Raw genomic sequence first — 20,562 nt, 5'->3', positions numbered from 1 at the left:
ACCAGGAAAGGATTCGCTACGGTAAGCGACCCGCAACCGCCAGACGGCGGCCATGCACCGCACAGCGCGGGCGGGCTTACAGATAACGCGAGACGCGCGGCACGGCATCCAGCAGGTGGCGGGTGTAGTCGGCCTGCGGATTGGCCAGCACCTCGGCGGTAGCGCCGATCTCCTCCATGCGCCCGTCGTGCATCACCAGCATGCGGTCGGAGAAGTACTCGACCACGCCCATGTCGTGGGTGATGAAGATCATCGCCAGACGTCGCTCCGCGCGTAGCCGGCCCAGGATCTGCAGCACCTCTGCCTGGACGGATACGTCCAGCGCGCTGGTCACCTCGTCGCAGATGATTACGTCCGGGTCCAGCACCAGGGCCCGCGCGATCGCGATACGCTGGCGCTGACCACCGGAGAACTCGTGCGGATAGCGCCACAGGGTGTCCTCCGGCAACGCCACCTGATCCAGCACCTTCCCGGCCAGGGCGATTCGCTCGTCCTGATTGGCGCCGATGCCATGCACCGCCATCGGCTCGGTCAGCAGCGTCAGCACGTTCAGGCGCGGGTTCAGCGACGAGGCCGGGTCCTGGAACACCACCTGCAGGTGCCGCCGCAGCCGGCGCAACGGCTTGCGTGCCATGTGGGTCAACGACTCGCCCCGGTAGCGGATCTCGCCACCGGTCGGCTCGATCAGGCGCAGGATCGCGCGGCCCAGGGTGGTCTTGCCACAGCCGGACTCCCCCACCACGGCCAGCACCTCGCCATTCTCCAGCTCGAAACTGACGTCATCCACCGCCCGCACCACATCCACCTGGCGACGCATTAGGCCCTTCAGCACCGGGAAGTGCACCTGCAGGCCGGACACCTGCAACAGCGCTTCGCGCCCCGCGCCCGGCACCGGCGGCAGCGGTGGCAGGTTCTCCGGCAGCGCCTGGATCAGCTTGCGGGTGTAGGCGTCCTGCGGAGCGCGCAACAGCGGCAGGCACTCCCCCTGCTCCACCAGGCGCCCCTGGCGCATCACCGCCACGCGATCAGCCACCGAGGCCACCACGCCGAAGTCGTGGGTGATCAGCAGGACCGCCATGCCGTTCTTCTCGCGCAGGTGGTCGATCAGCTTCAGGATCTCGGCCTGAATGGTTACGTCCAGCGCGGTGGTCGGCTCGTCCGCGATCAGCAGATCCGGTTCGGCGACCAGGGCCATGGCAATCATCACCCGCTGGCGCTGGCCGCCGGAGAGCTTGTGCGGGTACTCGTCGCGGCGCTGTTCGGGGTTCGGCAACTGCACCTCGCTCAAGACCTCGAGGGTGCGCGCCGCGCGCTGCTCCGGACTCATCTGCGGGCGATGCAGGCGCAGCACCTCCTCGATCTGATCGCCCACCTTCAGCACCGGGTTCAGGGAGGTCATCGGCTCCTGGAAGATCATGCCGACGCGGTCGCCGCGCACATGCTGCATCACCGCGCTGGGAAGCCCCAGCAACTCCTGGCGGCCTTCGCGTCCGGCCAGCCAGGCCTCGCCCGAGGGCCTTTCGAAGCCCGCATCCAGCAGACGCATGATGGCCAGCGCCGTGATCGACTTGCCGGAGCCCGACTCCCCGACCAGGGCAAACAGCTCGCCCTCGCGGATGGCGAAGCTCACATCCTCCACCAGCGCCGCCTCGCCGTCGCGGTGGCGAATCTGCAGATTGCGCACCTCCAGCATGGTCAACGCACCCCGCCACTGGTGGCGCTGGTGGCACCGGCCGCCGGGCGTGCACCATCATCGCGATTGGCGGTGCGCGCCGCGGAGCGGGCATGCGGGTCCACTGCGTCACGCAGGGCCTCGCCGATGAGGTTGTAGGCGAACACGGTCAGGAAGATCGCGCCCCCGGGGAAGGCCGCCATCCACCAGTTGAAGGTGGAGCTCTGCACCGCCTGGTTCAGCATCTGGCCCCAGGAGGGGTCATCCACCAGTCCGAGGCCGAGGAACGACAGGGTCGCCTCGGCGAGGATCGCGGAGGCGACGCCAAAACTGGCCGCGACCAGGATCGGGGCGATGCCGTTCGGCAGCATGTGCCGGAACAGGATGGACGGCAGCGACAGCCCCGAGGCGATGGCCCCCTGCACGAAGTCCTGCTGGCGCAGGCGCAGGAACTCGGCACGCACATAACGGGCGTAGCCGGACCATGAGGTCAGGCCGATGATCAGCATCATCAGGTACAGCGAACGGCCGAAGAAGGCGACGAAGGTCAACAGCAGGAACAGCGTCGGGATGGCCTCGAAGATCTCCACCAGGCGCATCCCGATCATGTCCACGATCCCCGAGAAATAGCCCATCAGCCCACCCAGGATCACCCCGATCCCCAGCGCAATCCCGGTCGCGATGAAGCCTATGGACAGCGCGATGCGCGTGGCGTGGATCATGCGCGAGAGCACGTCGGCGCCGGTATCGTCCGTACCGAACCAGTGCACCCGATCCGGGGACTCGCGCGGGGCCTCCAGCCCGGTATCGGCGTAATCGCGCAGGTAGTCGCGCGGCGAGTACGGGATCGGCGCACGGATTACCCGCTGATACTCGCCCATCACCTCGGCCTCGCGGTACTGCTCGTGAATCACCAGCGACGGCGGCGACACCGTCTGCCAGGCCACCACGCCCAGCACCGCGCCCAGCACCGCCCAGAGACCGAAGCGCCGCCACGGCCGCCCAGGCAGACGCCAGAAGATCAGAGCCAGCACCAGCAAACCAAACAGGGTGACGTCCGCCGCCGTCAGGTAGCGCAGAAACGGCAGCGCCCACGTGCCGTCGGCGGTCTGCACCAGCAGCGGGTGGGAATTCGCCAGCACTGGCGCAAGGACCGCGACCAGGGTCAGCAGCGCGATCCAGCCAATCCCGAGGCGGGCACCCCAGCGCAGCAGGATCTCGCCCACCACGCGCCGGGCCCAGGAACGGCTGCGGCGATCCGCCTGCTGCGCGTTGTGCGCGGTCTCAGTCATAGCTCACCCGCGGATCGACGATGGCGTAGGCCAGATCCGCCAGCAGATAGCCCACCAGGGTCAGCACGCCCGAGATCAGGGTAATCGACAGCACCAGCTCGCGGTCGCGCGTCTGCACGGCCTCCACCGCCAGCTTGCCCATGCCATCAATGGAGAAGATCGCCTCCACGATCACCGAGCCGGCCAGCAGCGAGGGCAGCAGCGTGGCCGACACGGTGATCAGGGGCAGCAGGGAATTGCGGAACACGTGACGCCACAGCACGTCGTGCTCGGCCACCCCCTTGGCGCGCGCCGTACGCGCGTAATCCGAGGTCAGGTTCTCCAGCACCGCCGAACGCGAAAGCTTGGCCAGGAATGCCAGCCCGCCGTAGGACAGGCACAGCACTGGCAACACCAGGTGCCAGGCCCGGTCCAGCAGGAAGCCCGGCACCATATGGCCCGGCGCCAGGCCCAGCGCCAGCGCCAGCCCGGCACCCAGCCCCAGGGTGCCCAGATAAAACCCGCGCAGGACGCCCCAATCACTGTGCGCCATCATCCAGCCCACTCCGCCCCCGAGAAGCACGGCCACTGCGGTACTGACCATCCCGGCCGGTGCCAGATCGCGGAACATCAGCCAGCCGCAGACGGCCCCGAGTGCTGCCCCGACCCCGCCGCGGATACGGGCGGGCAGGTAGCGCGCAAGGTAGATCCCCAGCGCCACCCCCAGAAACGGCAGTATCAGCAACAACGGCAACGCCCAGACCACCTCCACCGTGGGCAGGAAAGTCATGTCCAGCGCCGCGCGCTGGCTGAGCCCCCCGGTGGGGAACCACTGCCAGAACTGGTCGGAGGCAAAGAAGCCGATCAGCAACACGCCGGCCAGCATGGTCGGCACCGACCACAGGGCCAGCAGCACGACGCCAGACTGCGAATCGAAGGCCTGGCCATGCTGGGTGGCCGCGCGCACCCCCACCGCAACCGCGACGATGTAGATCAGCGGGATGGAGAGCACGTTCAGCAGCAACGTGATCGGCAAGCGTTCGGCCACCAGATCGATCACCGGCCGGCCATAGCGGAAACTGGTGCCCAGATTGGGGACCTTGAAGTGTGGCCAGCCGGTGAGCGAGCCGTCCGCGTCCTGGGCAAATCCGATCGGCGAGATGTTGTTCAGCCAGCGCCCGAACTGCACCGGGGCCGGCTGATCCAGCCCGTAGAGCTGGTTGTAGTAGTCCTCCATCGCCTTCTGTGCCTGGGGCTCCAGGCCCTGGCCTTCGACCAGCGTCAGGGCGCTGATCCCACCGGGTGCGGCCGCCATCACCGCAAACACGACCACGGTGATCCCGAACAGGGTCGGCACCATCAGCAGCATGCGGCGCAGGATGTAGGTCAGCATCGCGTGCGGCGCTCCCCTGCCGCTTCAGCTTCCATGGGCATCGCCGGCTACTGCCCGTACCGTTGCGATTCGAACGGGACGTAGATCTCCAGCGGCACCGCCCCCAGGTTGAGCCCCAGCGCGGTCTGCTCCAGGTTCTGGATGCGTCGGTCGATGAAGGCCAGGGTCTGGCGCCGCATCAGGAAGGTATACGGCTGGTCCTCGTGCAGGATGCGCTCGGCCTCGCGCCAAAGCTCCATGCGCGCGGGCTCGTCCACCTCGCCACGCGCCGCCTCGATCACCGCATCCAGCTCGGGATTCTGGTAGTGGATGAAGTTGTCGCCACCGGAAACCACCTGACTGGAGTGGAACATCTGGTAGATATCCACCTCCACACCGCTGGTCCAGCCCAGGGTGATGGCATCGAAATCCTGGCGGGTGAGTTGTTCCAGCATCACCGACCACTCGGTCGGCGACGGGCGCATCTCGATCCCGGCCCGCGCAAAGAGGTCGCGCAGGAACAGCGCGATGCGGCGGGTGTCCTCGTTGTCCTGGAAATACGACAACTCGAAGGAGAACGGCTCGCCGTCCTCGTTGACCAGAACGCCATCGCGATTGCGTTCGCGGAAGCCGGCCTCGGCCAGCAGCTCCAGGGCGCGCTCGACATCATAGGGGATCGGATCGAGATCCGGATTGTGCTGATCGCTGCGCGGTGAAAACGGGGAGATCGCGCGCTCCGCATACCCCAGCATGACCTCCTCGATCAGCCGGTCAACGTCGGTCAGGTAGCTCATCGCCTGGCGCACCCGCGGATCGGCGAAACGCGTCGGCTCGCCATCGCGCTGCTGGTTCCAGGCAATGTACGAATAGCCGGCCGTGGGGCTCATGTACTCGTGGGTATCCGCGCGCTCGCGCAGGGCCTCGTCGTCGCGCAACCGGGCATACTCGCGCGGGCGCGCCCCGTAGACGTCGATATCCCGATTGCGGAAGGTGGTCAGACGCGCACTGTCATTCTGAATGACCCGCCACACCAAACGATCCAGCGGCGGCTCCACCGGCCCCCAGTAACGCGGGTTGCGCTCCAGTTCGATACGGCCGGCATCCGGGGTCCAGCCGGTCGGATCCTCCATGCGGTAGGGTCCGGACCCCAGCAGGATGCCGCGCGACTCGTTGAAGGTCTCCGGATCCTCCAGGTAGCGCCCATAGAAGTGTTCCGGCAGGACATCCAGGCCACCCGCCACCCGCATGGCGTCGAAGTATGGCTCCTCGAACACGAACCGCACCGTGCGCTCGTCGACGGCCTCGACCGCCTCGATCTTCTCCAGGAAGGCCCTCGCCCTCGGCACCGCGATGGCGTCGGTCATCAGGAAATCGAAGGTGAAGCGGATATCCTCGGCCGTCAGCGGCTCCCCATCGGAGAACTGCAGCCCCGGGCGCAGGCGGAAGGTCAGCTCGGTACCGGTATCGTCGAACTCCCAGGATTCGGCCAGCAACCCCTGCCACTCCAGCGTCTCCGGGTCGCGCACCACCAGCGACTCCAGCACGTAGTTCTGCACCTCGGAGGCATAGGCATCGGAGGAGACATACGGCGTGATGGTCGCCAGGCCCGTGCCAAAGGCCTGCACCAGCCAGTCACCCTCGGCGTAGTCCTCCTGCTCGGCCGCCCGCGCCGCTCGCCGGAACGCCGAGGGGACATCGTCCGCCCGCGCGGCACGCTCGCCATCCATCCCGGCGAAGCGCCCGGAGGCAAGGTCGGATTCCAGGCCCTGCAGGCTGCGCCGCAATGCACGGAGATCCCGGGCCTGCTCGGTCATGGTGCTCTGCATGGAGGCCATGCGTTGCCACTGGCGGTCGATCTGGACCATCACCAGCAACAGCAGGATACCCAGCACGATCAGGGTCACGATCCAACCAAAATGACGACTCACAAGGCCTCCGGGTTGCTGCGGTGGCAGTCCGGCAGGCCCGATTCCGGGGCGCCGGGTGGGCGGCCCTGAAGACCGCAAGTGTTCGCACTATAGCAAGCCGCTCCCTCCGGCTCATCGGGTGCTGGCCGCACTTGCGGCACATCGGTATGATCCCGAAGACAGTCGCGTCCGTCCCCGGTTCCGCTCGCGGTCGGGCGCCGTCGAGACGACCCGCCCGGGTGCGTCGGCACGGATCAGAATCAAGGAGTTTTACATGGGTTTTCTCAAGGGCAAACGCGCACTGATCGTCGGCGTGGCCAGCAACCGTTCCATCGCCTACGGCATTGCCGCGGCCATGCATCGCGAGGGCGCCGAACTCGCCTTCACCTACCAGAACGAACGCCTGCGCGATCGCGTCGAGAAGCTGGTTGCGGATTTCGATTCCGACATCCTCGTGCCCTGTAACGTCGAGGACGATCGCGAGATCGAACAGGTCTTCGAGCACCTGGACAATTACTGGGACGGCGTCGACATCCTGGTGCACTCGGTCGCTTTCGCGCCCAAGGAGCAGCTGGAGGGGGACTTCCTCGACAACATGACCCGCGACGGCTTCCGCATCGCGCACGATGTCAGCTCGTACAGCCTGGCCGCGCTGGCCAAGGCCGGGCGCGGCATGATGAAGGACCGCGACGCCTCCATCCTCACCCTCAGCTATCTGGGTGCCGAGCGCTCGATGCCCAACTACAACGTGATGGGCCTGGCCAAGGCGAGCCTGGAGGCCAATGTGCGTTACCTGGCCTACACCCTGGGGCCGGAAAGCACCCGGGTGAACGCGATCTCCGCGGGTCCGATCCGCACCCTGGCGGCCTCCGGCATCGGCGACTTCAAGCGCATCCTGGATCACGTCCAGGCCAACGCGCCGCTGCGCCGTAACGTCACCACGGATCAGGTCGGCAACGCCGGCGCCTTCCTCTGCTCCGACCTTGCCTCCGGGATCACCGGCGAAGTGATGTACGTCGACTCCGGCTACAACACGGTCGGCCTGGGCGCCGCCGAGATCGGCCTCGAAACATAAGGCGACCCTGCGGTACCCGGGCGATCCCGGGTACCAGAAAAAAGCCCGGCACCGCGCAAGCGGGCCGGGCTTTTTCGTGGTCGGGAGCGCACCAAGCGCCCCCTCACGGTTCTGCGGCGACTAGTCCAGCGCGTCGGGGAAGCGCTTGATCTCCGCCTGCTCTTCCAGCCATGCGAGATAGGACCGGAATTCGGCACTCCCGTAGGCGTTGCCAATCTGGTCGCGCGCCTGCTGGCGCGCCGCGGCATCCACTGCGTCCTCGCCCATGCGTACGGCTTCCAGCACGGTCACCGCGAAGTCACCATCCCCGACCCGGGCGCCGGCAATCTCCACCGCGCCCTCGCCTGGCGCCGGCAGCCGGAACAGGTGGTCCTGCAACCCGGTTGGCAGATCGCCCGTCCGTTCACGGGTGATCTCGACCGACCGACTCCATTCTCCGTTCTCCACGGCCTCGGCGGTCCAGTCATCGGCTTCGCGCAGTTGCTCGATCAGGGCCTCTCCCGCCTCACGCGCGGCATCCGCGGCGGCCTGACGCTGCAGGCGCTCGCGGATCTCGTCCTCCACCTCCGCCAGCGGGCGCACCTCGGCCGGCTCGTGCTCATCGACACGCAGGATCACGGTGGAACGGTCCTGCAGGTCGATCGCCTCGCTGTTGTTGCCGTCTTCCAGTACCCGCGGGTCAAACGCCGCATCGCGGATGGAACGATGGCGGGCGATGCCATCGCCCGAGCCGCGGGAGAACCAGTCGCTGGTCTGGACCTCCAGGCCCGTTGCGTCGGCGGCCGGCTCCAGAGTGTCCGGAAACTCGATTGCCAGTGCCATCAGGTCGTCCAGAGCGTCGATCTGCAGCTGTTCGGCCGTCCGGTCGCGCAGATCCTGCTCGACCTCCTCGCGCACCTCTTCGAACGGCTGCGCCCGGGATTCCTGGATCGCGGTCACCTCAAGGATGAACCAGCCACGATCCGTTCGTACCGGCTGACTGATGAGGTCCTTCGGCAGGGTGAAAATGACGGTCTCCAGGGTGGAATCCAGATCGCCCCGGGCGACCTCGCCCAGGCTGCCACCACGGTCGGCCGTCAGGCTGTCTTCGGAGTATTCCTCCGCCAGGTCGCCGAAGTCCTCGCCATCATCCAGGCGACTACGCAGTTCACGGATACGCGCCTCGCCATCCTCGTCGGTATCCTGGATGCGGATCTGGCGCACCTCGCGCAGTTCCGGCTCTTCGTAGCGACTGCGATTGACCCGGTAGTGTTCGCGCACCTGATCCTCGGTGACATCGACCCCGGCCTCCAGGCCTTCCGGGTCCAGGCGCAGATAGCTCACCCGCACCCGTTCCGTGGTCGTGAAGTCTTCCGGATTGGCGTCGTAGTAGTCGCGGATCGCGTCGTCATCCACCACATCCGGACGATCAAAGTCGTCTGCGGCGAAGACCTTCCAGCTCGCAACCCGCGTCTGGTTGCGCAGGCGGCTGTAATCCTCCACCAGGGCTTCCGGCACCACGCCCGTGGCCTGGATGCCACGCTGAATTTGCGACATCACAATACTGCGGGCGATGTCCTGCTCGAAGTCGGCCGGGCTGATGCGCTGGGCATTCAACAACTGGCTGTAGCGTTCGCGGCTGAAGCGGCCCTCCTCCTGAAACACCGGCATGCCGCGGATCTCGCGCAACACGCTGTCGCCCGCCGCCTTGAAGCCGGCGGAATCGGCCGCCTGGCGCAGCAGTTCCTGGCGGATCAGGGTCTCCATCGCCTGCAGGCGGATGCCCTGCTCGTCCAGGACGTCATCCGGGATCTCGCCGCCAAACATGCGCGCCATCTCGTCGCGCTGGGCGCGGGCCTCCTGGTGCACGTCGCGCACCGCGATATCCGTGCCGTTCACCTCGGCGGCGACCAGCGGGCCCGCCCCGCCGAAATACTCGCCCAGGCCCCACAGGGCAAAGGGGATGGTGATCAGGCCAATGATCACATAGGCGAGCCAGCCGCTCGCCCGGTCACGAATCGCTTGCAACATGATGGTCTCTGCTCACTCCGGCAATTAGGAGGAAAACGGGAATCAGCGGCCGATGGTAGCAGGCACGCCCGCGCGCGTCTGCGCCTGGGCTCGGGTGTCTGCCACGCAGCGCGCGCTGGCAAGAAGAAGGGCCCGACCAAGAGCGTCTACCGGAAGATCAGAAGACTCGATGGGAGGCGGGGCGAAACTGGACTGGTCTCCTCGCATGAAGCCTTGCGCACTCTCGTGCCGGCGCCGATCGCTGGGGACATACCTCGGAGCCGTCGGCCCGGAGGATCGGACCTCGCATTCGATGCGCTCGCGCGATGACAGTGCCCGGCCCCGGACTCCCGGAAATGCCTCTCGGGCTTTGTTCCGCCCTTCCCACGTTCCGATCGACTACTGTGGACCTTGGTCTGGCCCAAAGACGTGGCTTCGAGCGCTCCGTGGTAGCCAACAAAGAAAAAGGCGCCACAAGGGCGCCTTTCTCAAAGATGGCGGAGCGGACGGGACTCGAACCCGCGACCCCCGGCGTGACAGGCCGGTATTCTAACCAGCTGAACTACCGCTCCGTATTCGTGCAGCGCAACCAGGGTCAGGGTTGCACTTGGTGGGTGCTGACGGGTTCGAACCGCCGACATTCGCCGTGTAAAGGCGACGCTCTACCAACTGAGCTAAGCACCCCATAAAGCGCGCTAGTTTACTCGATCCTTGAGCGCTTTACCAGCCTTGAACGAAGGCGTTTTCGACGCGGCAATCTGAATGCTCTCACCGGTACGCGGGTTACGGCCGGTGCGGGCTTCGCGCTCGCGCACCAGGAAGGTACCAAAGCCCACGAGGGAGACCTGGTCACCCTTGGCGAGGGTATCGCCGACCACACTCACCAAGGCATCCACGATGTTGCCGGCCTGGGCCTTGGGAACATCGGCTTCCGCCGCGATCGCGTCGATCAATTCGGATTTATTCATGAAGCGCTTCCTTATCTCAGTGGTGACTCAGGCTTTCTGCCGGACGGGGCCTAGCTTACACCAGCCGGGGACCTTTTCTCCATGGCCCCGCGACTGCCCTCGGCACGAAATCAGATGATGCGCATGGGGTTATAGCAAGCCCCCCGAAAAAGTGTCAAACGCCCGCCCGGCGGGGCCCTCGGGCCGGCTTGAACCAACACACAAAAAACCGCGGGCGCCGATGAATCCAGCGGCCGCGGTTTCGCACCAATTACAGATGCTTAGTGATGCCGGACCCGACGGCGACCGGATTCCTTGGCCGGCTTGACGACTTCCTCGACCTTCTCCGGCGTTTCCCCGGCCTTGCCTTCCGGCATGTGGGTCAGCGCGAGCTCGAGGACCTCGTCGATCCAGCGCACCGGACGAATATCCAGCTTCTGCTTGATGTTCTTCGGGATGTCGACCAGATCCTTCTCGTTCTCTTCCGGGATCAGGACGGTGCGAATCCCTCCGCGGTGGGCGGCCAGCAACTTCTCCTTCAGGCCCCCGATCGGAAGAACCTGGCCACGCAGCGTGATCTCGCCGGTCATCGCGACATCCGCACGCACCGGGATACCGGTCAGTGCCGAGACGATCGCGGTGCACATGCCGATGCCCGCGGACGGGCCATCCTTCGGCGTCGCGCCCTCCGGCACGTGGATGTGCAGGTCCTTCTTCTCGTGGAAGTTCTCCTCCAGGCCCAGGGCCTCGGCGCGCGAGCGAACCACGGTCAGGGCGGCGTGGATGGACTCCTGCATTACATCGCCGAGCTTGCCGGTCTGCTGGGTCTTACCCTTGCCCGGGACCACGCTGGCTTCGATGGTCAGCAGCTCGCCGCCGACCTCGGTCCAGGCGAGGCCCGTGACCTGACCGACCTGATCGTTTTCCTCGGCCAGGCCGAAGCGGAAGCGACGCACGCCGAGATATTTCTCCAGCGTCTTGGGTGTGACCGAGGTGGTGCGTGCCCGCTCCTTGTCGCTGGCCAGCAGACGCTGCTTGGCCACCTTGCGGCAGACCTTGGCAATCTCGCGCTCCAGCGAGCGCACGCCCGCCTCGCGGGTGTAGTAACGCACCATGTCGCGCACCGCCGAATCGGAGATCTGGATCTCGGCCGGCTTCAGGCCGTTGGCCTTGATCTGCTTGGTCAGCAGGTAATTGTGCGCGATGTGGACCTTCTCGTCCTCGGTGTAGCCGGACAGGCGGATGACCTCCATGCGGTCCAGCAACGGCCCGGGGATGTGCATGCTGTTGGCCGTGGCCACGAACATCACGTCCGACAGGTCGAAATCGACCTCCAGGTAGTGGTCGCTAAACGTGTGGTTCTGTTCCGGATCCAGCACCTCGAGCATCGCCGAGGCCGGGTCACCGCGGAAGTCCATCGCCATCTTGTCGATTTCGTCCAGCAGGAACAGCGGGTTGCGCACACCGACCTTGGCCAGGTTCTGGATGATCTTGCCCGGCAGCGAGCCAATGTAGGTCCGGCGATGGCCGCGGATCTCGGCCTCGTCGCGCACGCCGCCCAGCGCCATGCGCATGAACTTGCGATTGGTCGCACGCGCGATGGACTGCCCCAGCGAGGTCTTGCCAACCCCGGGCGGGCCGACCAGGCACAGGATCGGGCCCTTCAGCTTGCGCACGCGGGACTGCACCGCGAGATACTCGAGGATGCGTTCCTTGACCTCTTCCAGGCCGTAGTGGTCCTCGTTGAGGATCTTCTCGGCGCGCGTCAGGTCCTTGCTGACGCGGGTCTTTTTCTTCCACGGGACGTTGACCAGCCAGTCGATGTAACTGCGCACGACGGTGGCCTCGGCCGACATCGGAGACATCATCTTCAGCTTGTTCAGCTCGGCGGTGGCCTTCTTCTTGGCCTCCTCCGGCATCCCCGCCTTCTCGATCTTGTCGGCCAGGTCTTCCTGCTCGTTCGGCGCGTCCTCGAGATCCCCCAGCTCCTTCTGAATGGCCTTCATCTGCTCATTCAGGTAGTACTCGCGCTGGGATTTCTCCATCTGCTGCTTCACGCGGCCACGGATCTTCTTCTCGATCTGCAGCACATCCATCTCGCCCTCGATCTTGGCGACCAGGTGCTCCAGACGCGCGCGCACATTGGCGATCTCGAGGACTTCCTGCTTTTCCTCCAGCTTCAGCGACATGTGCGCGGCAATGGTGTCGGCCAGGCGCGAGGTGTCGTCGATCCCGGCCAGCGAGGTCAGGATCTCCGGCGGGACCTTCTTGTTCAGCTTGATGTACTGCTCGAACTGATTCAGCGCGGAGCGGCCGAGGATCTCCAGCTCCTTGTCCTCGGTGTCGTATTCCTCGTCGATCAGCCGGATGTCGGAGACGAAGTAGTCCTCTTCCTTCTCGACATTGCCGGTAGTGGAGATATCCATCACATGGGCGCGCTGGGCGCCCTCCACCAGCACCTTGATGGTGCCGTCGGGCAGGCGCAGCAGCTGCAGGATATTGCCCAGGGTGCCAATCTGATGCAGATCGCCGGCCTCTGGCTCGTCGACCTCCGCGCTCTTCTGCGCGACCAGCAGCACCTGCTTGTTCTCGGCCATGGCCGAATCCAGCGCCCGGATCGACTTCTCGCGACCCACGAACAGCGGGATGACCATGTGGGGATAGACCACGACATCGCGCAGCGGCAGCACCGCGACGCGCTTGACGGGGGAGTCCACCTCGTTCTGGGAGGAGTGGGTATCGGTCATGTTGCCCCCTAAGGGCTGGACGAATGTACAGGAGGAAGTGGGGGCGGCGGCGCCCGTTTCAAGGGCGCCGCGACACTTCCGCTCAGGAATCCGCGGCAGCCTGCTTCTTGGCGAACGAGTCGTTCTCGTAGACCAGGTACGGCTCGGCATCGCCACGGATCACCGCCTCGTCGATCACCACCTTGCTGACCCCCTCCATGGAAGGCAGCTCGTACATGGTGTCGAGCAGGATGTTCTCCATGATGGTGCGCAGACCGCGCGCACCGGTCTTGCGGGCCATCGCCTTGTGGGCGATCGCGGACAGGGCATCGTCGCGGAACTCGAGCTCCACGCCCTCCATCTCGAACAGACGCGCATACTGCTTGATCAGGGCGTTCTTCGGCTGGGTCAGGATCGTGATCAGTGCGTCCTCGTCCAGCTCGTCCAGCGTCGCCTGCACCGGCAGACGGCCGACGAACTCGGGGATCAGGCCATAGCGCACCAGGTCATCGGCCTCCAGCTGCTTCAACCACTGGCCACCGGACTTGGCCGCCTCGGTGGTGCGCAGCTCGGCGCCAAAGCCGATCCCGCCCTTCTCGGCGCGCTGCTGGATCACCTTCTCCAGCCCGGAGAAAGCACCGCCACAGATGAACAGGATATTGCTGGTATCGACCTGCAGGAATTCCTGCTGCGGGTGCTTGCGCCCGCCCTGCGGCGGCACCGAGGCGGTGGTGCCCTCGATCAGCTTCAGCAGGGCCTGCTGCACGCCCTCGCCCGAGACGTCACGGGTGATGGACGGGTTGTCCGACTTGCGCGAGACCTTGTCGATCTCGTCGATGTAGACAATGCCGTTCTCGGCCTTCTCGACGTCGTAGTCGCACTTCTGCAACAGCTTCTGGATGATGTTCTCGACATCCTCGCCCACGTAGCCGGCCTCGGTCAGCGTGGTGGCATCGGCGATGGTGAACGGGACATTCAGCACCCGCGCCAGGGTCTCGGCCAGCAGCGTCTTGCCGGAGCCGGTCGGTCCGATGAGCATGATGTTCGACTTGGACAGCTCGACATCGTCCTTGCCGGCCCGGGCCTGCAGGCGCTTGTAATGGTTGTAAACCGCGACCGAGAGGATCTTCTTCGCGGAGTTCTGGCCGATCACGTAGTCGTCGAGGATCGCGCGGATCTCGTGCGGGGTCGGCAGGGAATCACGCTCGGCGTGACCCACTTCCTGCATCTCCTCACGGATGATGTCGTTGCACAGCTCGACGCACTCGTCGCAGATGAATACGGATGGCCCGGCGATCAGCTTGCGCACCTCGTGCTGGCTCTTTCCGCAGAAAGAACAGTACAGGAGCTTGCCGTCGGCGGGGGGGGTGGTTTCGTCGCTCATCCGTTTGCCTCGGTTGCGATTTCAGTGTTCTTCAGAACATGCCCCGTTTGCCTGGCAGTTGCAAACGAGCCAAGCGGAAGTCCGGTATTGACGCCCCCGCCCCGAAACGGTGCTCGGGGGCGGGCTTGCGAACAACGCGGACTCAATCGCTCGCGGAGTCGCGATGGGTCAGCACGTGGTCGATCAGGCCATATTCCTTCGCGTCGACCGCGGTCAGGAAACGGTCACGATCGGTGTCCTCCGCGATCTTGTCGATCGACTGGCCGGTATGATGGGCCAGCACGCGGTTCAGCTCATCGCGGATCTTCAGGATCTCGCGAGCGTGGATGTCGATATCCGAGGCCTGGCCCTGGAAGCCGCCCAGCGGCTGATGGATCATCACGCGCGAATGCGGCAGGGCATGCCGCTTGCCGGCGGCACCGCCCGCCAGCAGCAACGCGCCCATGCTGGCCGCCTGGCCGACACACAGGGTGCTGACCTCGGGCTTGATGAACTGCATGGTGTCGTAGATCGCCATGCCGGCGGTCACCGCGCCACCCGGAGAGTTGATGTACAGGCTGATTTCCTTGTCCGGGTTTTCCGACTCGAGGAACAGCAGCTGGGCCACGATCACGTTGGCCATATAGTCCTCGACCGGACCCACGCAGAAGATCACTCGATCCTTCAGCAGGCGGGAGTAGATGTCGTAGGCGCGCTCGCCGCGGGCGGTCTGCTCGACCACCATCGGTACCAGGTTCAGCCCCTGGGCGTGTTGTGCGCCCTGGTCGGCCATATCGTGGCTCATTCAGTCGACTCCTTGTTCGGATTCATCACGTCCTGGAAGCTGGTTTCCTTCTCGGTGACCTTGCCCTGCTCGAGCACCCAGTCAACCACCTGATCTTCCAGCACCAGTGACTCCAGGTTGCTCTTCGCCTGGGGATTGGAGCGGTAATACTGCTTCACCTCTTCCGGATCCTCGTAGGTCGCCGCCATCTCCTCGAGATCGCGTTCGACCCGCTCGGCGTCCACCTCGAACCCCTTCTGTTCGATGATGGCACGCAGCGCCAGACCCAGACGCACGCGACGCTTCGCCTCTTCCTCGAACAGGCTGTCCGGCAGCGGCTGCGTCTGCTCGGCGCCGCCGAAGCGCTTCTCGGCCTCTTCGCGCAGGCGGTTGACCTCCGACTTCACCAGGGCATCCGGAAGATCGAAGTCGTGCTTGTCGACCACGGCCTCCAGTACCTGCTGCTTGACCCGGCCCTTCAGGGCCTGGCGCAGTTCCCGCTCCATATTGGACCGCACATCGGCGCGAAGTTTCTCGACCGAGCCGTCCTCGATCCCGAATTTCTTGGCGAACTCCTCATCCACCTCCGGCAGCTTCGGCCCCTCGACCTGCTTGATGGTCAGCGCGAACTGCGCGGTCTGGCCCTTCAGGTTCTCCGCCGGGTAGTCATCGGGGAAGGTCACATCAATGGTCGGCTCCTCGCCGGCCTTCACGCCCGTGAGCTGCTTCTCGAAGCCCTCGATCAGGCGCCCGGCGCCGAGCTCGATCTGGAAGTCTTCGGCCTTGCCGCCCTCGAACTCCTCGCCGTTCAGGCTGCCGACGAAGTCCAGCGTCACCCGGTCGCCTTTCTTGGCCTTGCGCTTGACCTCGGCCCACTCCTTGTTCTGCTCGCGCAGGGAGTCGATCACGCGATCGATGTCCTCGTCCCCGACCTCGGCCACCGGGCGTTCGATCTCGACGCCGCTGAAGTCAGCCACGGCCACTTCCGGGAACACCTGAAAGCTGGCGGTGAACTCGATCGCGTCGTCGCCTTCCAGATTGGTCGGCTCGATGCTCGGGTTACCGGCCGGCTCCAGGCCCTCCTGCTGCACCGCCTCGCGGTAGCTTTCCTGCAGGACCTCGCTCATCACCTCCTGGTACACCCCGGAGCCGTAGCGCTGGCGCACGACCTTCAGCGGGACCTTGCCCGGGCGGAAGCCGTCCAGCTTGACCCTTTTGGCGAGGGACTTTAGGCGATTGTCGACCTCGGTATCGATCCGCTCGGAGGGGACCTGGATGGTCATCTTGCGTTCCAGGTTGCCGGTGGCTTCAACAGAAACTTGCATGGAGGGCCTCGTCATAGTTCGGTAATCGGTCATCCCTGCCGATCGCAGTGGTAACCTTCATGGCTGGTCGGAATGCAGACAGTGGTGCGAAAGGAGAGACTCGAACTCTCACGGGTTTTACCCCACTGGGACCTAAACCCAGCGCGTCTACCAGTTCCGCCACTTTCGCGATCTTGCAGAAAACTCTTGTTGCGTTCGCGCGTTAGCCGCGCATTCTAGCGTGTTCCCCACCCACAAACACAAAGAGCCCGTATAGACGGGCCCTTGTGCCGGTGCGGGGACCGGAGAAAATGGTGGGTCGTGTAGGATTCGAACCTACGACCAATTGGTTAAAAGCCAACTGCTCTACCAACTGAGCTAACGACCCTTTTCGGTTCGGCCCGGAGCGAACATCTGGATCGCCCTGGCCGTTGCAAAGTCGAAGGCCCGGGATCGCCGGGCCTCCAGTGCCGCGTAGTTTACGGCGCGACGGGGAAAACGCAAGACGCGCCCCCGTCGCTATGCCATCAGATGGCTTCCAGCTTGCGCATGCCGCCCGGCAGCAGCTTCATGTCCACCAGCGAGGTGATCAGCGCCTTGCCGAAGCTGGCCTCGTCTTCGTAGACCATCTTGTAGTACTGGATCTTCATGGTCAGCGCCGCGCCGAAGACGATCATGACGAACGTCAGGAAGCCGCCCAGGGCCAGCGTGGAGATCCCGGTGATGCCCTGGCCGATGGTGCAGCCCATCGCCAGAACGCCGCCGAAGCCCATCAGGATCCCGCCGATGAAGTGGTTCACGAAGTCGCGCACCGAAGCGAACCACTCGAAGCGGAAGGCACGCGTGACCAGGGCCCAGAAGAAGGAACCCAGGATCACGCCGGCCAGCGCCATCACGCCGAAGTACAGGACGGTGCTGTCGAAGCCGGTCGACACGTAGCGCAAGCTCTGTCCCATCGGGTTGATGAAGGTGAACGACTGGTTGGCCCAGGGGGCACTCTCGGCCGGGCGCTCACCCGCGTCGGCATCCGCCACGAAGTCCCAGTCCGAGACATAGGCTTGCGGGGTGTAGGTGTCCATGCCGTCATCGACCTGGATGTTGCTGGTCAGCCACCAGGCGCCCAGCACCACCAGACCGATCACCAGCCCCCCCAGGATATTGTCAAAGCTGCGACGGAAGTCCGCGGCCTTGAAGATCAGGGCCAGCAGCAGCACGCCGATCACGAGACCCAGCACCAGGCGCGCGGTCAGGCCGTTCTCTTCACCGGCCACCAGCGTGCCCAGATCCTGGCCCGCCGGGGTGGAGATCGCCAGCGCGGTGGTCCAGTCCATGAACAGCAGGGAGTACAGGGTGTCGGAGGTACCCGGCAGCGGGCGAACCATGTAGAAGGCGATGATCGCGATCACGATCAGTACCATCAGCGACTTGATGTTGCCGCCGCCCACGCGCACCAGGGTCTTGTTACCGCAGCCGGAGGCATAGGTCATGCCGATCCCGAACAGGAAGCCGCCCAAGGCGTGCTCGACCCACTGGAATTCGGTCATGCGATAGTTGGGGAAGGAGCCATCCGCGCTCAGCACGCCGAAGAACTCGAGGATCGCCACGCCCAGCATGGCCACGGCAATCGCCAGCAACCAGGAACGCATGCGTCCGGTATCGCCCATGTTCACCCAGTCGGACACGGCGCCCATGGTGCAGAAGTTGGTCTTGTTCGCCACGGCTCCCATGATGAAGGCGAGGATGAACGCCCCACCCAGGAACGCCATTGCGGCAGTCGAAAAACTGGAGAATTCCATCACGTATCCTCTCGATGAAAGATTTCAGGGCACGCCTGCACCCATGGGGTGCGCAGCATACATCGGACGCTAGACGAGATCGAGCCCGCTTTCATTCCTGCCCGAGGCATTCCGGGGCCGCGGCTCAGTCGGGGACATAGCGAGTCGGGTCGGGGACACCGGCGGCCGCGAAGCCCTCGCGGCGGATGCGGCAGCTGTCGCAGCGCCCGCATGCGCGGCCGTCGGCGTCGGCCTGGTAGCAGCTGACCGTCTGGCTGTAGTCGACCCCGAGGCGGACCCCGGCCTGGATGATCTCGGCCTTGGACCAGTGCATCAGCGGCGCCCGCACCTCCCAGGGCGTGCCCTCCACCCCGCTGCGGGTCGCCACCCGGGCGAGGTCGCGGAAGGCCTCGATGAAGGCCGGACGACAATCCGGGTAGCCGGAGTAGTCCACCGCATTGGCCCCCACATACAGCAGGCGCGCGTCCAGGGTCTCGGCAAACCCCAGGGCGAGCGCCAGAAACACCGTGTTGCGTGCCGGCACGTAGGTCACGGGGATGCCCTCGGTCGGTGCCGTGGGCACGGCGATCGCGGCGTCCGTCAGTGCGGACCCACCAATCGCGCTCAGATCCACCGCCACTACGCGGTGATCCGTCACGCCCTGGGCGGCGGCTACGCGCCGCGCAGCGTCCAGCTCCGTGTGATGGCGTTGACCGTAGTCGATCGACAGGGCGTGACAGTCCAGCCCCTCGGCGCGGGCCATGGCCAGGCAAGTCGCCGAGTCAAGCCCGCCCGAGAGCAGCACCACGGCCTTCTCCGCGCGCTCACTCATGTCAGCGCCCCGGCTGGTCGCCCCAGAGGAGCTTGTGCAGCTGCATCTGAAAGCGAACCGGGAGACGTTCCGCGATGATCCAGTCGGCCAGGGCCCTCGGTTCCAGTTCGCCGTACACCGGCGAGAACAGGACCTCGACCTCCGGGGCCAGCCCCAGACGCTCCAGCTCGGCTCGCGCCCAGTCAAAGTCCTCGCGCCCGGCCAGCACGAACTTCAGCTGGTCGCCGGCCCTCAGTCGAGGGATGTTCTCGGGGTGGTTGCGAGCGGATTCCTGCGACGCTGGCGCCTTCCAGTCCATCACGATGGCCACCCGCGGATCGACACCCGCGATCGCCATCGCCCCGCTGGTCTCCAGCGAAACGCTGAAACCGGCATCGCACAGGCCCTCCAGCAGCGGCAGGCAGCCCGGCTGCGCGAGCGGCTCGCCGCCCGTCACGCAGACATGCCGAACCCCGGCGCGCCCGACCCAGTCGAGGATCGTCGCCAGCATCAGGGCCTCGCCACCCTCGAAGGCGTATTCGCTGTCACACCAGCGACAGCGCAGCGGGCAACCGGTCAGGCGCACGAAGGCGGTGGGCCAGCCCACCTGCGCCGCCTCCCCCTGCAGGGAGACGAACATCTCGGTGATCCTCAGCCGCACCGCGGCCGGATCGATCACCCCGGCGCCCCGGGCATCGCGCAGCGTGTCCGTGGTCATTGGCTGTCTTCGATCCGCCGCAGGCGCTCACGGGCCAGGCGATCCAGGGTGGTCCCGCCGTAGTCGGCCCGTACCGCCTCCAGCGCCTCGCGCGCCGCGTCGAAGTTCTGCAGTTCGTAGTGGGCGTAGCCAATCTTCAGCAGGGCATCGCCACCCTTGTCGCTTTCGGGGAAATCCTCGCGCAGCCGCTCGAAATCCTCCAGCGCTGCTTCGAACTCGCCGCTGGCGTATTTCGCCTCGGCCAGCCAGTACCAGGCATTGGCGGTGAAGTTGCCCTCGGGGTAGTCCTCGATGAACTGTTCCAGCTTGCGCATGGCCGTGGTGTAATCCCCGGCCATCAGGTCGTCAAACGCCGACTGATAGGCGGCCTGCTCGTCCGCTTCCGGCAGGTCCAGTTCAACCACCTCCTCCCGCGGCGCGGCATCCGTGGCTACCGCCCCGCTCTCGAACGCGCCCACCCGCTCATCCAGGTGACGGAACTGATCACGCTGGCGGGTGCTGAGACGGTTCACCTCGTGGCGCAGGGTTTCCACCTCGCCGCGCAGTTCGCGCAGATCCCGACTCAGCGACTCGGAGACCTGCAACAATTCGTTCATCGCACTGGAATCCAGCACCCGCTCGACGCGCTCGAGGCGGCGTTCGAGCTGGCGGATCTGCGACTGGGTGGCGAACACCGTACCGTCCTGGGCCCCGGCCGTGCCCGGCACCAGGGCCAGCGGGGCCAGGGCAAAGGTTACGGCCAGAATGGCGCCAAGAAGAAGGCCCGGACGTCCCGGGCACCGAAACAGAAATGCCCCCGAGGGGGCATTTCCGCAAGACTTGTCGAGCTTTGATTGCATCTGGCTTCC

General features: G+C 65.6%; 15 protein-coding genes and 4 tRNA genes. 1 reads left to right on the top strand and 18 read right to left on the bottom strand.

The annotated features are described in order from the left end of the window. Positions 1–76 precede the first annotated feature (76 nt). Genes B0684_RS07070 through B0684_RS07055 form a run of 4 tightly spaced genes read right to left on the bottom strand, consistent with a single transcriptional unit; the run spans position 77 to position 6,243 of the window. The gene (locus tag B0684_RS07070) at positions 77–1,693 is read right to left on the bottom strand and encodes an ABC transporter ATP-binding protein (RefSeq protein ID WP_018649752.1); all 1,617 of its coding nucleotides are present in this window, start codon (positions 1,691–1,693) and stop codon (positions 77–79) included. Between the two features lie 2 nt (positions 1,694–1,695). Beyond that, complete coding sequence (locus B0684_RS07065; RefSeq protein ID WP_018649751.1) at positions 1,696–2,964, bottom strand: ABC transporter permease; 1,269 nt, start codon at positions 2,962–2,964, stop codon at positions 1,696–1,698. After that, the gene (locus tag B0684_RS07060) at positions 2,957–4,336 is read right to left on the bottom strand and encodes an ABC transporter permease (protein ID WP_018143944.1); all 1,380 of its coding nucleotides are present in this window, start codon (positions 4,334–4,336) and stop codon (positions 2,957–2,959) included. Before B0684_RS07060 ends, B0684_RS07065 begins: the two co-directional genes overlap by 8 nt. 47 nt (positions 4,337–4,383) lie before the next feature. Beyond that, on the bottom strand, positions 4,384–6,243 hold the full coding sequence (locus tag B0684_RS07055; protein ID WP_018176065.1) for a peptide-binding protein: 1,860 nt from the start codon (positions 6,241–6,243) through the stop codon (positions 4,384–4,386). 253 nt (positions 6,244–6,496) lie between these two features. On the opposite strand from B0684_RS07055, the gene B0684_RS07050 reads away from it, so the two are divergent. After that, a complete protein-coding gene (locus tag B0684_RS07050) occupies positions 6,497–7,297 on the top strand; it encodes an enoyl-ACP reductase FabI (RefSeq protein WP_018143946.1) in 801 nt (266 codons plus the stop codon). A gap of 120 nt (positions 7,298–7,417) precedes the next feature. On the opposite strand, the gene B0684_RS07045 is transcribed toward B0684_RS07050, so the two are convergent. From B0684_RS07045 to ybgF, 14 genes are all read right to left on the bottom strand, one after another. Beyond that, positions 7,418–9,307, bottom strand: a complete 1,890-nt coding sequence (locus B0684_RS07045; protein WP_018176066.1) for a SurA N-terminal domain-containing protein — start codon at positions 9,305–9,307, stop codon at positions 7,418–7,420. A 474-nt stretch (positions 9,308–9,781) separates the two neighbouring features. Further along, positions 9,782–9,858 (bottom strand) — tRNA-Asp (locus tag B0684_RS07040). Positions 9,859–9,894: 36 nt separating this feature from the next. After that, a tRNA-Val gene (locus B0684_RS07035) sits at positions 9,895–9,970 on the bottom strand. 11 nt (positions 9,971–9,981) lie between these two features. Next, positions 9,982–10,254 (bottom strand): HU family DNA-binding protein, encoded by a 273-nt coding sequence (locus B0684_RS07030; protein WP_018143948.1) that lies wholly within the window; start codon positions 10,252–10,254, stop codon positions 9,982–9,984. Between the two features lie 260 nt (positions 10,255–10,514). Beyond that, on the bottom strand, positions 10,515–12,980 hold the full coding sequence (gene lon / locus B0684_RS07025) for an endopeptidase La (protein WP_018168458.1): 2,466 nt from the start codon (positions 12,978–12,980) through the stop codon (positions 10,515–10,517). 82 nt (positions 12,981–13,062) lie between these two features. Beyond that, the gene (gene clpX, locus B0684_RS07020) at positions 13,063–14,343 is read right to left on the bottom strand and encodes an ATP-dependent Clp protease ATP-binding subunit ClpX (RefSeq protein WP_018168457.1); all 1,281 of its coding nucleotides are present in this window, start codon (positions 14,341–14,343) and stop codon (positions 13,063–13,065) included. A gap of 142 nt (positions 14,344–14,485) precedes the next feature. Continuing rightward, positions 14,486–15,127 carry an ATP-dependent Clp endopeptidase proteolytic subunit ClpP gene (gene clpP, locus B0684_RS07015; protein ID WP_018143951.1) on the bottom strand — a complete coding sequence of 214 codons (642 nt, stop codon included), beginning with the start codon at positions 15,125–15,127 and terminating at the stop codon, positions 14,486–14,488. Then, positions 15,124–16,431 carry a trigger factor gene (tig, locus tag B0684_RS07010; protein ID WP_018168456.1) on the bottom strand — a complete coding sequence of 436 codons (1,308 nt, stop codon included), beginning with the start codon at positions 16,429–16,431 and terminating at the stop codon, positions 15,124–15,126. Before tig ends, clpP begins: the two co-directional genes overlap by 4 nt. Before the next feature lie 82 nt (positions 16,432–16,513). Continuing rightward, positions 16,514–16,600 (bottom strand) — tRNA-Leu (locus B0684_RS07005). A 122-nt stretch (positions 16,601–16,722) separates the two neighbouring features. After that, a tRNA-Lys gene (locus B0684_RS07000) sits at positions 16,723–16,798 on the bottom strand. Between the two features lie 139 nt (positions 16,799–16,937). Further along, positions 16,938–18,206 (bottom strand): YeeE/YedE family protein, encoded by a 1,269-nt coding sequence (locus B0684_RS06995; RefSeq protein WP_026304764.1) that lies wholly within the window; start codon positions 18,204–18,206, stop codon positions 16,938–16,940. A 124-nt stretch (positions 18,207–18,330) separates the two neighbouring features. Further along, the gene (gene queC / locus B0684_RS06990) at positions 18,331–19,017 is read right to left on the bottom strand and encodes a 7-cyano-7-deazaguanine synthase QueC (protein WP_018168454.1); all 687 of its coding nucleotides are present in this window, start codon (positions 19,015–19,017) and stop codon (positions 18,331–18,333) included. 1 nt (position 19,018) lies between these two features. Next, positions 19,019–19,714 carry a 7-carboxy-7-deazaguanine synthase QueE gene (gene queE, locus B0684_RS06985; RefSeq protein WP_018168453.1) on the bottom strand — a complete coding sequence of 232 codons (696 nt, stop codon included), beginning with the start codon at positions 19,712–19,714 and terminating at the stop codon, positions 19,019–19,021. Further along, positions 19,711–20,553: a tol-pal system protein YbgF gene (ybgF, locus tag B0684_RS06980; RefSeq protein WP_018168452.1), complete on the bottom strand. Its 843-nt coding sequence runs from the start codon at positions 20,551–20,553 to the stop codon at positions 19,711–19,713. The genes queE and ybgF overlap by 4 nt, the downstream gene beginning before the upstream one ends. Positions 20,554–20,562: the final 9 nt, after the last annotated feature.

It is taken from the genome of Thioalkalivibrio versutus (assembly GCF_001999325.1).
Classification (GTDB): domain Bacteria; phylum Pseudomonadota; class Gammaproteobacteria; order Ectothiorhodospirales; family Ectothiorhodospiraceae; genus Thioalkalivibrio; species Thioalkalivibrio versutus.
The sequence above is the reverse complement of the archived record's forward strand: the minus strand, read 5'-3'. Positions and strand labels throughout refer to the sequence as shown.

What these genes read in the sequence shown, in the direction of transcription:
- queE (WP_018168453.1), bottom strand. Translation starts at nt 19,714, where the DNA reads ATGACCACGGACACGCTGCGCGATGCCCGGGGCGCCGGGGTGATCGAT.
- B0684_RS07060 (WP_018143944.1), bottom strand. Translation starts at nt 4,336, where the DNA reads ATGCTGACCTACATCCTGCGCCGCATGCTGCTGATGGTGCCGACCCTG.
- B0684_RS07030 (WP_018143948.1), bottom strand. Translation starts at nt 10,254, where the DNA reads ATGAATAAATCCGAATTGATCGACGCGATCGCGGCGGAAGCCGATGTT.
- B0684_RS06995 (WP_026304764.1), bottom strand. Translation starts at nt 18,206, where the DNA reads ATGGAATTCTCCAGTTTTTCGACTGCCGCAATGGCGTTCCTGGGTGGG.
- clpX (WP_018168457.1), bottom strand. Translation starts at nt 14,343, where the DNA reads ATGAGCGACGAAACCACCCCCCCCGCCGACGGCAAGCTCCTGTACTGT.
- clpP (WP_018143951.1), bottom strand. Translation starts at nt 15,127, where the DNA reads ATGAGCCACGATATGGCCGACCAGGGCGCACAACACGCCCAGGGGCTG.
- B0684_RS07050 (WP_018143946.1), top strand. Translation starts at nt 6,497, where the DNA reads ATGGGTTTTCTCAAGGGCAAACGCGCACTGATCGTCGGCGTGGCCAGC.
- B0684_RS07070 (WP_018649752.1), bottom strand. Translation starts at nt 1,693, where the DNA reads ATGCTGGAGGTGCGCAATCTGCAGATTCGCCACCGCGACGGCGAGGCG.
- B0684_RS07065 (WP_018649751.1), bottom strand. Translation starts at nt 2,964, where the DNA reads ATGACTGAGACCGCGCACAACGCGCAGCAGGCGGATCGCCGCAGCCGT.
- B0684_RS07045 (WP_018176066.1), bottom strand. Translation starts at nt 9,307, where the DNA reads ATGTTGCAAGCGATTCGTGACCGGGCGAGCGGCTGGCTCGCCTATGTG.
- tig (WP_018168456.1), bottom strand. Translation starts at nt 16,431, where the DNA reads ATGCAAGTTTCTGTTGAAGCCACCGGCAACCTGGAACGCAAGATGACC.
- ybgF (WP_018168452.1), bottom strand. Translation starts at nt 20,553, where the DNA reads ATGCAATCAAAGCTCGACAAGTCTTGCGGAAATGCCCCCTCGGGGGCA.
- lon (WP_018168458.1), bottom strand. Translation starts at nt 12,980, where the DNA reads ATGACCGATACCCACTCCTCCCAGAACGAGGTGGACTCCCCCGTCAAG.
- queC (WP_018168454.1), bottom strand. Translation starts at nt 19,017, where the DNA reads ATGAGTGAGCGCGCGGAGAAGGCCGTGGTGCTGCTCTCGGGCGGGCTT.